The sequence below is a fragment of the Methylobacterium sp. J-077 genome (assembly GCF_022829365.1).
Classification (GTDB): Bacteria; Pseudomonadota; Alphaproteobacteria; order Rhizobiales; family Beijerinckiaceae; genus Methylobacterium.
This window is the reverse complement of the sequence record NZ_JAKSYJ010000258.1, coordinates 65,194-76,709: the sequence shown is the minus strand read 5'-3', so window position 1 is coordinate 76,709 and position 11,516 is coordinate 65,194. Positions and strand designations below refer to the sequence as shown.

General features: G+C 70.6%; 12 protein-coding genes. 4 read left to right on the top strand and 8 right to left on the bottom strand.

Going from position 1 to position 11,516, the window contains the following annotated elements; genetic code table 11:
• Positions 1 to 298 precede the first annotated feature (298 nt).
• A complete protein-coding gene (locus MKL11_RS32965) occupies positions 299 to 1,672 on the bottom strand; it encodes an RsmB/NOP family class I SAM-dependent RNA methyltransferase (protein WP_243951623.1) in 1,374 nt (457 codons plus the stop codon).
• A gap of 57 nt (positions 1,673 to 1,729) precedes the next feature.
• Between MKL11_RS32965 and MKL11_RS32960 the strand changes: the two genes are divergently transcribed.
• Entirely contained in the window at positions 1,730 to 1,951 is a 222-nt protein-coding gene (locus MKL11_RS32960; RefSeq protein WP_243951621.1) for a DUF1674 domain-containing protein, read from the top strand.
• Between the two features lie 14 nt (positions 1,952 to 1,965).
• Here the strand turns inward: MKL11_RS32960 and MKL11_RS32955 are convergent, their stop codons facing one another.
• Positions 1,966 to 2,976 (bottom strand): 2-keto-3-deoxygluconate permease, encoded by a 1,011-nt coding sequence (locus MKL11_RS32955; RefSeq protein ID WP_243951619.1) that lies wholly within the window; start codon positions 2,974 to 2,976, stop codon positions 1,966 to 1,968.
• 206 nt (positions 2,977 to 3,182) lie between these two features.
• On the opposite strand from MKL11_RS32955, the gene MKL11_RS32950 reads away from it, so the two are divergent.
• Both MKL11_RS32950 and MKL11_RS32945 read left to right on the top strand, forming a co-directional pair.
• Positions 3,183 to 3,491: a cupin domain-containing protein gene (locus tag MKL11_RS32950; protein ID WP_243951617.1), complete on the top strand. Its 309-nt coding sequence runs from the start codon at positions 3,183 to 3,185 to the stop codon at positions 3,489 to 3,491.
• 121 nt (positions 3,492 to 3,612) lie between these two features.
• Complete coding sequence (locus MKL11_RS32945; RefSeq protein ID WP_243951614.1) at positions 3,613 to 3,939, top strand: nucleotidyltransferase domain-containing protein; 327 nt, start codon at positions 3,613 to 3,615, stop codon at positions 3,937 to 3,939.
• A 28-nt stretch (positions 3,940 to 3,967) separates the two neighbouring features.
• Here MKL11_RS32945 and MKL11_RS32940 read toward each other — a convergent pair whose 3' ends face one another.
• Both MKL11_RS32940 and bluB read right to left on the bottom strand, forming a co-directional pair.
• A complete protein-coding gene (locus MKL11_RS32940; RefSeq protein ID WP_243951612.1) occupies positions 3,968 to 4,474 on the bottom strand; it encodes a L,D-transpeptidase in 507 nt (168 codons plus the stop codon).
• Between the two features lie 150 nt (positions 4,475 to 4,624).
• A complete protein-coding gene (bluB, locus tag MKL11_RS32935; protein WP_243951610.1) occupies positions 4,625 to 5,278 on the bottom strand; it encodes a 5,6-dimethylbenzimidazole synthase in 654 nt (217 codons plus the stop codon).
• Between the two features lie 337 nt (positions 5,279 to 5,615).
• On the opposite strand from bluB, the gene MKL11_RS32930 reads away from it, so the two are divergent.
• Entirely contained in the window at positions 5,616 to 5,990 is a 375-nt protein-coding gene (locus tag MKL11_RS32930) for a DUF2794 domain-containing protein (RefSeq protein ID WP_243951607.1), read from the top strand.
• 5 nt (positions 5,991 to 5,995) lie between these two features.
• Here the strand turns inward: MKL11_RS32930 and MKL11_RS32925 are convergent, their stop codons facing one another.
• The 4 genes from MKL11_RS32925 to MKL11_RS32910 form a co-directional block, all read right to left on the bottom strand.
• Entirely contained in the window at positions 5,996 to 6,892 is an 897-nt protein-coding gene (locus MKL11_RS32925; protein WP_243951605.1) for a dihydrodipicolinate synthase family protein, read from the bottom strand.
• 96 nt (positions 6,893 to 6,988) lie between these two features.
• Complete coding sequence (locus tag MKL11_RS32920) at positions 6,989 to 7,759, bottom strand: Bax inhibitor-1/YccA family protein (protein ID WP_243951602.1); 771 nt, start codon at positions 7,757 to 7,759, stop codon at positions 6,989 to 6,991.
• A 318-nt stretch (positions 7,760 to 8,077) separates the two neighbouring features.
• Entirely contained in the window at positions 8,078 to 10,657 is a 2,580-nt protein-coding gene (locus MKL11_RS32915; protein ID WP_243951600.1) for an ABC transporter permease, read from the bottom strand.
• A complete protein-coding gene (locus MKL11_RS32910) occupies positions 10,657 to 11,358 on the bottom strand; it encodes an ABC transporter ATP-binding protein (protein ID WP_409565952.1) in 702 nt (233 codons plus the stop codon). The genes MKL11_RS32915 and MKL11_RS32910 overlap by 1 nt, the downstream gene beginning before the upstream one ends.
• Between the last annotated feature and the right edge of the window lie 158 nt (positions 11,359 to 11,516).

The following is an 11,516-nucleotide window of genomic DNA, read 5'->3' as shown; positions in this document are numbered from 1 at the left end:
CCGTCCTCCGAGCCCGCCGGTCAGCCACCGAACGGACCCCCGAGGAGCGCCCCGGGATCGCTCCCGAAGCACCGAAGGACAGGTGACGGCTAATGAGCACAAAATAGGAACATTGTCAAGGGAAGAGACGCAGGATTTGCGTGCTCCGTCTTCGCGAGCGAAGCGAAGCGACTCAGGGATCCGCTACATTCGGAAAGCAAACGCAATCCTAAGTTGCTTCGTTGCGCTCGCAATGACGGCGGAGGCCGCGGAGCCCGTCAACAATCCGTTTGCGCGCTCAGCAATAAGGGACCCCGTCTCACCCCACCCGTTCGAGCCGACTCGCAAAGAATCCGTCGAGGCCGCCCCGGGCGCCTGGGATCTCAGGCAGATGGCACGGCAGGGTGCGCAGATCGCCGTTGCCATCGATCATCTCGGAGGCCCCCCCGACCTCGTCCGGCTGGACCGGTACGCGCCGGTAGCGGGCGTCGCGGGTCAGGAAGGCCGCAATCTGCGCCTCGCCTTCTTCGGGCTCCAGCGAGCAGGTGCAGTAGACCAGCCGGCCGCCGAGGCGGACCAGCCCGGCCGCGTGGTCGAGGAGTTTTGTCTGGAGCGTCGCAAGCCGGGCGATATCGGCTTCCGACTTGGTCCAGGCCACGTCCGGATGGCGCCGGATCGTGCCAGTGGCGGAGCACGGCGCGTCGAGCAGCACTGCATCGTGCTCCTGTGATTCCAAGGCCAGGGCGTCGGCCACCGCGATCGTGACGTCGAGACCGAGCCGGGCGACGTTCTCGCGCAGCCGCTCCAGCCGCGGCGCCGAGCGGTCGACCGCCGTGACCTGGGCGCCGGTGGCGGCGAGCTGCATGGTCTTGCCGCCGGGAGCGGCGCAGAGATCGAGCACGCGGGTGCCCGGTTGCGCGGCGAGCAGGCGGGCCGGGATCGCCGCGGCGGCGTCCTGCACCCACCAGGCGCCCTCTTGGAAGCCCGGCAGATCGGGGATCGCCGGGCCGTTCTCCGGCAGCCGCAGGGAGCCGGTCGGCAGCCGCACCGCGCCGAGCGGCTCGACCCAGGCGGCCGCGTCCCCGCGCGGGGTCAGGTCGATCGCTGCGCCGGCGAGATGAGCGCGCGCGATGGCCGCCGCCCGCTCCGGCCCGTAGGCGGCGGTCCAGCGGCTGGCCAGCCAGGCCGGCGTGTTGATCGCGAGGGCGTCGGCGGATTCGGCCAGGATCGCGTCGCGCTCCCGGGCGACCCGGCGCAGCACCGCGTTGACCAGCCCGGCGAGATGGGTCGTCCGGTTGTCCGCCTTGGCGAGCCGCACCGCGCAATCGACCGCCGCGTGATCCGGGACCGCGAGATCGAGGATCTGGGCGGTGGCGGTGGCGAGCAGCGCCGTGAGCCGCGGCTTCTCGACCGGCAGGCCGCGCTCCAGCCGGGCGGCCAGGGCAGCGCGGATCAGACCGTAGCGCCGGAAGGTCGCCACCGCGATCGCTCGGGCCAGGGCGGCGTCAGACGGGCTCAGGTTCTCCGCCCGGAGGGCCAGCGCCAGCGACTCCTCCAGGGCGGGGGGGCGCTCCTGGCCGATGATCTCGGCCACCGCCTGCAGGGCGGCCCGCCGGGCGCCGAGACCCGCGGTGTCGGGCGTGCCCGTCGATGTCTCGACCCGCGTGTTGCGGCCTGTGTCCCGCGATGCCACTTCTGCTCCTGAACCCGATTGTCCTCAGACTCACGCCCTCACACCCGAGCGACCGCGATGCAAGACCCGAACGGACAGGATGCGGCCGATGGTGGCGCCGCCCCGCGCAAACTCAGCCCCGCCGCGGAGCGCGCGCTGGCCGAGGCGGCCGAGCGCCGGGCTGCGATCGACGCCCGCGCGGACTCGATCCGCGCTGCCCCGGAGCATCTGGGTCGCGGCGGTCTCGAGCCGGTGCGCTACCAGGATTGGGAGGTGAAGGGACTCGCGGTCGACTTCTGAGCCCCGCCGGGCGCCTACTCGGCGGCGGCGCCGCCGTAGAGCACCGACGGCGGCTCGGGTCGCGCCTCGGCCGCGCCCGCTCCGAACCGCCGGTACCAGAGGCCGGTCAGGATCGGCACCACGATCGACGTGACGATGATGCAGATCGTCACCAGCACCGTGGCGGTCTGCGCCGCGGGGGCGAATTGCGGCGCCACGGCCGCGATCGCCAGGGGGTTGGCGGCGGCGGCGCCGGCGGTGGACGAGGCCGCGAGCCCCGCAGTCCCGGTGCCGCCCCCGATGGCCTTGTCGGCCAGGATCAGCGGGATTCCGGTGAGCACGATGACCGCCAGCGCCAGGACGATCCCGAGCCCCGCCAGCGGCGAGAGCAGGTTGTTGAGGTCGACCGTGTTGCCGAGCGCGAAGGCGAAGAACGGGATCATCAGTTGGCCGCCCGGGGCGAACAGGGCACGCAACTTCGGGTCGAGATTGCCGAGCAGGAAGCCGACCAGGAACGGCAGCACCGCGCCGACGAAGATCTGCGGCTCGAAATGTGCCGCCCCGGAGGCGCCGAGGATGATCATGCTCATCAGCGGGCCGGACTCGATCGAGGTCAGGATGAAGGCGCCGGCCTCCTCTCGGCTTCCGTAGGTCTGCATCAGCGAGGCGTAGAGGCCGCCATTGCTCATATCCATCGCGCAGACGATCGCCAGGATCGACAGGCCCGCGAAGAAGCCGGTCTGGATGCCCTCGGGCGGGATGACCAGCGACGCGACCAGCACGATCGCCCAGGCCGACAGCAGCTTGGTCAGCACGAGGGTGCCGGACTTGCGCAGGACCGTGCCAGTCGCCCGCAGGCTGACCGATGCGCCCATGCAGAAGAACCAGACCGCCAGGATCGGGATCACTCCGGTCATGATGCCTTGCGTAAAACCCTTGAAATAGGCCGGCGCCCCGGGTGCGAACGTCTTGCACAGGGCTCCGAGCAGGAGCGGGACCAGCATCAGGCCACCGGGAATCCTGTCGATCGCCGCCTTGATCTGCATGGCGCGTTCCTCCGATCCGTTCGCCGACGCGCGAGACCTGGACGGATCTGGGGCGTCGCGCCGATCCACGCCTCTGTCGGGCGCCTTTGGACCGGTGCGCGATCCTGTTGCCGCATGGCCGGAGGCGTCAAGACGAGGCCGCGACACCGGGCGCGGAACGTCGCGAGCCGGGCGCCGTTGGGCTGGTTCACCGACAGGAGACTCGAATGGCGACGAAGGTATCGGCCCACGGCGCGGCCGCGGGACCGCACGGCGAGATCCCCCTGGCCCGGGGCGAGCGGCTCGGCATGCGGATGTGGCGGGCCGAGGAGCCGAACGCCGACAAGCCGATGACGTCCTCCCCGCACGAGACCGTGGGCTACGTGATCAGCGGCCGGGCGGAGCTGGTGGTCGGCGGCGAGACCGTGGCGCTCGCGGCGGGCGATTCCTACTGCGTGCCGGCCGGCGCCGAGCACACCTACCGGATCCTCGAGACCTTCACCGCCGTGGAAGCGACCGCGCCGCCGGCAAAGTAGGACTTATCGCAGCGGATCCCTGCGCGTCACGGCTGACCCACCCGGTGACGCAAGCATGCGAGCGTCGCCGGCGTGCTGTACAGTCCGCGGCATGAGCGATGCGTTTGCCAGGGACAGGCTCGTGCCGCCGCTGGGTGCGGCCGTCGAGCGTCTGTGTGCCGTCGCGCCGGTCGAGCGTGTGATCCTGTTCGGCAGCCGCGCCCGGGGGGATCACGACGACGCCAGTGATTGGGATCTGTGCGTCCTCCTGGACGACGACATTCCGGCGGGCCGCTACACACCCACCTCCCTGTGGGCGGCCGTCCGCGATCTCGGCGCGTCGATCCAAGCGGTCCCGATGCGCAGCAGCGTCTTCGAGACCAGCCGTCTCGACATCAATGCGTTGGCGCACGATGTCGTACAGGACCGTCTCGTCCTGTACGACAAGGCGAAGGGTTTTCGGCTGTGAGTAGTCTGATCACCCCCACGCGCTATCCTCACCGCGTCATGTAGACCTGCGCGCCGACATCGACCCGGGCGTAGAGATCGACCACATCCTGGTTGTACATCCGGATGCAGCCATAGGACGCCCAGGTACCGACCGAGTTCGGGCGGTTGGTGCCGTGGATCGCGTATTCGCCGCCGGCCAGCGTCATGGCGGCGGCACCCATCGGGTTGCTCGGCGAGCCGCCGGCGATGAGGTTCGGCAACCGAGGATTGTCGCGCTTGACCTCGGCCGGCGGCGACCAGGCCGGGGCGACGTATTTTCCGTCGATCGCGGCGGTGCCGAACCATTGCTTGCCGGGCTTGCCTACCGCCACGGGGTAACGGATCGCGGTGCCGTCGCCGTTCACCAGGTAGAGCTTGCGCTGGGACACGCTGATCACCACCGAGCCGGGCGCCACGCCGTTCTGGAACGGCACCACCTCCCGGGCTTGGGCCGTCCCCAGGCAACCCGCCAGCATCGCGCCGGCCATTCCGAATAAAGCCAACCGACCCGACATCCTGGACATCCTCGACAAGCGTGAGCGTATGCGGGCCAGTAATCCATGGCCGCGCTTGTCGTTCCAGGAAAAGCTATGGTTGACGGGCCGCTCATCCCGGGAAGTCTTGGGGAGGGTAAAGGAGTAGCGTAAACCCGGCGGATCGACCGCTCAGCGTTCGAACAATACGGTTCCGCGCGGATCCTCGGCCTGCCAGCCGTGGCGCTCCAGCTCCGGATCGAGATGCTCCTCGACCGGGTGGCCGACGCAGAGATAGGCCACGAGCCGCCAGGTCTCGGGCACTGCCAGGATCCCGGTGACGCGCGCCGGCTCCAGGATCGAGACCCAGCCGACGCCGAGCCCGCGTGCCCGGGCGGCCAGCCAGAAGCACTGCACGGCCCCGACCACCGAATAGGCCAGGGTCTCCGGCATGCTGGCCCGGCCGAGCCCGAGCCCGGTCTGGGTGGCGTCGTCGCAGAAGACGGCCAGATGCTCCGGCGCCTCGTTCAGCCCGGCGAGCTTGAGTGCTCGGTAGCGGGCGGCGCGGGCCGGATCGTAGCCCTCCGCGGCGGCTGCGTTGCAGCGGGAGAAATCGTTCGCGATGGCGGCGCGCCGGGCCGGGTCGGAGACGCGCACGAATCGCCAGGGCCGGCTGTTGCCCACCGACGGCGCCCTGTGGGCCGCAGCCAGGCAGGCACGCAGATGATCCGGGTCGACCGCGTCCGGCCGGAAGCGGCGCACGTCGCGGCGCCACGCGAACAGCGTGTCGAGGGTCTGGATGAAAGCGTCGTTGAAGGCGGGCGGACCCATGATGTGGTTCGCCATACCCGTATCTCGCGGTCAACGGGAGACAAAAAAGGCCGCCCGGAGGGGCGGCCTGAAGTCCTTGGGTCTCGAAACCTCAGAGTGCCGAATTCTGGGATCCCGACCGGCGACCGAAGTCTGGGGAGTTGGGTAACGGCCGCCGGCCGGGCAGGACCCGGCGAGGTTCAGTGGCTGTGGTACCGACGCAACGCGGCTCGCAAAAGGCGCAAATCGGGCGGAACCATGTTTTTTGCCACTAGGATGTGTCTCGCGCGACACGGGGCCTCGCCGAGGTTACCCTTGCGGGGGGCGGCGGCGAGGGCCATCATCCGGCAAAGCAAGGCATCACGGAGCGACGATGACGGAGCGGACGAGCGCGGAGTCGAGGCCCGACGATGCGGCAGGCCATGTCATTCCCTTCCCCGCCCGCGCGGCTCCTCCGCAGATCGCCTTCAACCGGGACGAGCTGCGCACGATCTTCAACCTCTACGGCCGGCAGGTCGCCGCGGGCGAGTGGCGCGACTACGCCATGGATTTCCGCCGGGACAAGGCGGTGTTCTCGATCTACCGCCGCGCCTCCGAGATGCCGCTCTATCGGATCGAGAAAGACCCGAAGCTCGCCCGCCGCCAGGGCGCCTATGCGGTGATCGCGGCAGGCGGATTGGTGATGAAGCGCGGGACCGAGCTGGCCCGGGTGCTGGCCGTGCTGGAGCCGCCGCCCCGGGCGGTCTGAGCCTCTCAGGCCAGGTTCAAGGTCCGGACGGTGGCGACGACCTCGTCCCGGATCTCCGGCGTCAGCGGCAGGATCGGCCGTGGCGGCTCGGCCCGGCAAAGCTCGAGATGTTCGGCCAGCGCGTAGACGACGCGCAGGCTCGAATGCGCTTGGAACAGCGCCCAGAGCGGTGCAAGCTCCGCGTTCCGCGCCCGGGCTTGCGCGGTGTCGCCTATTTGGACGGCGCGGGTGATCGCCAGGCAGGTTTTCGGGAACAGGCCTCCCGCTACGCTGAACCAAGCTGCGCCGCCGGCAATCAGGGCCTCGGTCACGTTCCAGTCGCCGCTGAATCCCACGGGAAAACCCGCCGGGACGGCGTCCCTGAGAGCCGTAACCCCGGCAACGGCGGCCTCAGGCTCCGGGGCGGGGCATTTGGCGGCCACCACGCCGGGCAGGCGCGCGATCCGTCCGATCAGGGCCGGCGAGAAGCGGAAATGCGTGGTCCCGGGATTGTCGTAGACCACCAGCGGCAGCCCGCCCGCGCCGGCCACAGCCTCGAAATGCCGGAACACCTCCTCGTCCGTGAGCGGCGTGTAGGAGACCAGCGCCAGCAGGCCGGCATCGGCCCCGGCCGCCCGGGCGTCTTGGGCCAGCCGGATCGCCTCGTCGGTGCGCAGCGCCCCGATCCCGACGAGGATCGGCATCCGGCCGCCTACGGCCTCGGCGGCGATGGTCACGGCGCGGCGTCGCTCCGCCCGGGACAGGTAGGCGTAGGTCCCGGTGCTGCCGAGCAGGCCAATCGAATCGACCTCCGCTGCCACGAGGCGCGCGAGCAGCCGACGCAACCCCTCGGCATCGACGCGGCCCTCGGCGTCGCTGGGAGTGATCGGGAAAGCGGACAGGCCGGTGATCGTTTCGCGCATCGCTCGACGATAGCGGGTGGAGGCCGCCGGTACAGACAAAAAGAAACCCCGGCGGTTTCCCGCCGGGGCTCCGGGATCCTGGTTCTCGTACAGGGCTCAGCGGCGGTCGCCGACCAAGCTCAGCAGGAACTGGAACATGTTGATGAAGTCGAGGTACAGGGTCAGGGCGCCGTTCACCGACATCTTGGCCGCCGTCTCACCGTCGAAGCTGCTGGAGAGATACATCTCCTTGAGCTTCTGGGTGTCGTAGGCGGTCAGCCCCGCGAAGATCAGCACGCCGAGCACCGAGATGGCGAACTGCAGGGCCGACGACGCGAAGAAGATGTTCACCAGCGAGGCCAGGATGATGCCGATCAGGCCCATCATCAGGAACGAGCCCATGCCCGACAGGCTGCGCTTGGTCGTGTAACCATACAGGCTCAGCGAACCGAACGCCGCCGCCGTGATGAAGAACACCCGCACCACGCTCGCCCCGGTGAAGACCAGGAGGAGCGAGGACATCGAGGCGCCCATCACCGCCGCGAAGGCCCAGAACATCGTCCGGGCCGACGAGGCCGACATCCGGTCCATCCGCATCGAGAAGACGAAGATGAACGCGAGCGGGGCGAGCATCAGGACCCACTTGAGCGGGCTGGTGTAGAGGACCTGACCGAAGGGAGTCAGGACCGGGCGCGAGCCCTGGTAGGCCGCGACCGACGCCATGTTCAGGCCGAGGGCGACGAGGCCGGAGAGGCCGAGCCCGACGACCATGTTGTTGTACACGCCGAGCATGAAGGTGCGCAGGCCCTGATCGACATCGACCCTGGTGCCGGCGTACCCGGACGGCTGCTGGGCGCCGTACCGGAAAGGAGAGTTCTCGAATGCCATGGGAGTTTCCTTGCGGAGGCTCTCTCAGCGTGGTGTTTCAGGCGAGGCCCACGCAGGACCTCTGGCGCCAGGCTGGCGCCTCGGGCAGGAATATGTTGCGCCGCCGCCGCCGGCACAAGTCCCCGGCCACGGTTGCGGAGGCGCTTTTCCGGTCCTGGACGATGTATTTTTGTCCATGAAGTCAGGGATTAAAAGGGATTCCCACGCTCTCGGCCCATTGTTCGACTGACGGTTGCCCGGATCGCGTCCGTTCGATGTCTCGGGAGCCAAGTCTTAACCATCCGCCGCGACCGAAAGTGGGGGCGGGAAGACCGGACGCTAGATCTGCCGCAGATACGGCGCCGGCTTCTGGCCGAGGATGCGCCACGTGCCGGCCAGCCCGATCAGGATCGCCAGCGCCACCGCGGCCAATGCGGCGACCAGCGCGCCGGACAGGTCGAGGCGGAAGTCGAGATGCATGACCTTCGCGACGATCACCCAGCCGGCGAGGCTGCCGGCGGCGAGGCCGAACAGGGCGGTGGCGAGCCCGAGGGCCGCGTACTCGATGGCGTAGGCCGAGAGCAGCCGGGCCCGGCTGGCGCCCAGCACCTTGAGCACGACGGCGTCGTAGAGGCGCGCCCGGTGGCCGGCCGCGATGGCGCCGGCCAGCACGAACAGGCTTGCCAGCACAGCCACCGCGCTCGCCCCCCGGATCGCCAGGACCAGCCGGCCGACGAGGTCGCCGATCGCGTCGAGCGCGTCCTTGACCCGCACGGCGCTCACCGACGGAAACGTTTTCGCCACGTCGCGCAGGATCCGGTTCTCGGCGCCGGCATCGGTGCCGCCCGGGAGCGACAGGGTCGCGAGGTCCGAATGAGGCGCGCCGCGGAAGGTGCCGGGCGAGAACACCATCACGAAGTTGATGCCGAGGTTGCGCCACTCGACCCGGCGCAGGTTGAAGATCGTCGCCGTGAGGTCCCGTCCGAGCACGTTCACGGTGACGCTGTCGCCGACCTTTATCCCAAGCTGGCGGGCGAGCTCGGCCTCGAACGAGACCAGGGGCTTGGACCCCTGCTCGGTGCTCCACCACGCGCCGTCGGTGAGGGTCGAGCCCTCCGGCACCGTATCGGCGTAGGTGATGCCCCGGTCGCCGTCGAGGACCCAGGCGGCGTCCTCCGGGGGCCGGATCTTGCTGGCCGGCACGCCGTTCAGGGCGACGATCCGGCCGCGCATCATCGGCACGTCCTCGATTTTCCCGTCGGGGGCCGAGCGCGCCAGGAACGTCCGGAACGCGGCCGCGTCTCGGGCCGGGATGTCGAGGAAGAACAGATTCGGTGCCTTGGCCGGCAGGGTCGCGCTGATCGTCCGGCGGACATTGGCATCGATCAGGCTGAGGGTGACCAGCAGCGTCACCCCGAGGCCCAGGGACAGCACGATGGCAGGCGTCAACGCCCCCGGCCTGTGGAGGTTCGCCAGCGCCATCCGGGGCGCCGGCCAGCGCGGATGCGGCAAGCGGCGGGTGAGCGCCATCAGGCCCAGCGCCACCCCATGCAGCAGCGCGAACGCGATGGCCGCGGCGGCGATGAAGATCAGCGCTACCCGCCGGTCGAACGCCGTCCCGACCGACAGTCCGACCAGGGCGGCGAGGCTGAGGGCGAGCCAGATCCGGTAGCGCCAGCGCGGGCTGACCCGGGCCGGGTCGACCGTATCGCGGAACAGCCCGGAGACCGGCACGTCGTGGGCGCGGCCCAGCGGCGTGATCGCGAACGCGAAGGCGGTGAGCAGCCCGTAGGCGGCGGCCAGCGCCAGCTCGCCCGGCGCCAAGGTCGGGTTCAGCGGCAGCGGCAGGTCGGTGGCGAACAGCGCGTCCAGGAGGAACGGCAGGCTGGCGCCGATCGCCAGCCCGATCAGCGTGCCGATCCCGGCGATCAGCATCACCTGGGTCAGATAGAGGGCCACCACCTGCGAGCCCGGGGCGCCGACGCTCTTGAGCGTCGCGATCGAGGGCCGCTTACGCTCGACGAAGGCGTGGACGGCGTTGCCGACGCCGACGCCGCCGACGATCAGCGCGGTTAGCCCCACCAGGGTCAGGAACTGGGTGAAGCGCTCGATGCTCTTGGCAAAGCGCGGGTCGGCGTTGCCGCGCGACCTGATCTCCCAGCCGGCCTCCGGGGTCGCGGCGCGGATCCGGGCTTGCGCGGCGTCGAGATCCGAGTCCCGGGCGGCATCCTTGGGCAGGACGATGCGGTAGCTCCAGCGATTGAGGCTGCCCGGCTGGACCAGGCCGGTGGCCCGGAGCGTCGGTTCCGAGATCATCAGCCGCGGGCCGAAGCCGATGCCGCCGGCGATCTTGTCGGGCTCGGACGTGAGCGTGCCTCGGATCGCCACCGGGTGCCCGGCGAGCGCGATCCGGTCGCCGACCTTGACGTCGAGGCGGGTGAGCAGGGCCGGATCCGCCAGCGCGCCCGGAACCCCGTCCCGCTCGGCCAGGAGGTCGGCGAGCCGGCCCGGCGGTTCGGTGACGAGTTCGCCGGCCGCGGGGTAGGTCGCGGGATCGACGGCCTTCAACTCGACGAGCGCGGCGTCGCCGCTGCCCGCCACCGCCATGGCGCGCAGGGAGGCCACGGCGTCGATCCGGCCCTCGCGCGACAGGGCCTGCCGCTCCGCGTCGGTCGCCTCGCGGTTGATCAGGTTGTAGGCGAGGTCGCCCCCGAGGATCCGCCGCCCTTCCCGGCCGAGACCGTCGGACAGCGAGCGCGAGATCGACGCCACCCCGGCGATCGCCGCGACGCCGAGGGCGATGCAGGCGAGGAATACCCCGAAGCCGGACAGGCCGGCGCGCAATTCGCGCACCGCCAGGTGCAGGGTGAGCGGGATGCGGCGAGGCGCAGGTTCGGGGCGGGTGACCGTGCCGTGCATCAGGCGTTCACCGCCTCCTCGATCCGGCCCGAGCGCAGGCGCACGGTGCGGTCGCACAGGCGGGCGAGGCCGTTGTCGTGGGTGACCAGCACCAGGGTGGCGCCGCGGTCGCGCTTCAGCCGGAACAGGAGGTCGACGATCTGGCGGCCGGTGGCCTCGTCGAGATTGCCGGTGGGCTCGTCGGCCACCAGGATCGCCGGATCGGGGGCGACCGCCCGGGCGATGGCGACGCGCTGCTGCTCGCCGCCCGAGAGCTGGGCCGGGTAATGGTGCAGCCGATGGCCGAGGCCGACCGCCTCCAGCTCGGCGCGGGCCCGCTCCAGGGCGCCGGGCCGGTCGGCGAGTTCCAGCGGCAGCGCGACGTTCTCGAGAGCCGTCATGGTGGGAACGAGGTGGAAGGCCTGGAACACGATGCCGATCCGCCGGCCCCGGAACCGGGCGAGCGCGTCCTCGTCGAGGCGGGCGAGGTCGGTGTCCTCGATCACGACGCCGCCGGAATCCGGCCGCTCCAGCCCGGCCATCACCATCAGCAGGGTCGACTTGCCCGAGCCCGAGGGGCCGACCAGCCCCACCGCTTCGCCGCGATCGACGCCGAGCGAGATGCCGCGCAGGACGTGCACCCGCGCGGCGCCGCGGCCGAGGCTGAGATCGATGGACGACAACGCGATCGCCGGCTCGCGCAGCACCTTGTCGTGGCTCACGGGGCGGACGATCTGTGGGCGATGACGAGCATGGCGCGCGAGGTCCTGTCTTGGCTGCGAACTTGGCTGCACGGGCCTTTAGTGCACCGCGATATGGGGGGGGCATTGGGGCCGCGCCATGACGCCGTTCGCCGGGCCCGACGGGCGGCCCTGTTTGT

Bases quoted from the DNA above. Each gene is read 5' to 3' on its own strand.
- MKL11_RS32915 (WP_243951600.1), bottom strand. From the start codon at position 10,657: ATGCACGGCACGGTCACCCGCCCCGAACCTGCGCCTCGCCGCATCCCG.
- MKL11_RS32950 (WP_243951617.1), top strand. From the start codon at position 3,183: ATGGCGACGAAGGTATCGGCCCACGGCGCGGCCGCGGGACCGCACGGC.
- MKL11_RS32920 (WP_243951602.1), bottom strand. From the start codon at position 7,759: ATGGCATTCGAGAACTCTCCTTTCCGGTACGGCGCCCAGCAGCCGTCC.
- bluB (WP_243951610.1), bottom strand. From the start codon at position 5,278: ATGGCGAACCACATCATGGGTCCGCCCGCCTTCAACGACGCTTTCATC.
- MKL11_RS32940 (WP_243951612.1), bottom strand. From the start codon at position 4,474: ATGTCGGGTCGGTTGGCTTTATTCGGAATGGCCGGCGCGATGCTGGCG.
- MKL11_RS32925 (WP_243951605.1), bottom strand. From the start codon at position 6,892: ATGCGCGAAACGATCACCGGCCTGTCCGCTTTCCCGATCACTCCCAGC.
- MKL11_RS32955 (WP_243951619.1), bottom strand. From the start codon at position 2,976: ATGCAGATCAAGGCGGCGATCGACAGGATTCCCGGTGGCCTGATGCTG.
- MKL11_RS32930 (WP_243951607.1), top strand. From the start codon at position 5,616: ATGACGGAGCGGACGAGCGCGGAGTCGAGGCCCGACGATGCGGCAGGC.
- MKL11_RS32960 (WP_243951621.1), top strand. From the start codon at position 1,730: ATGCAAGACCCGAACGGACAGGATGCGGCCGATGGTGGCGCCGCCCCG.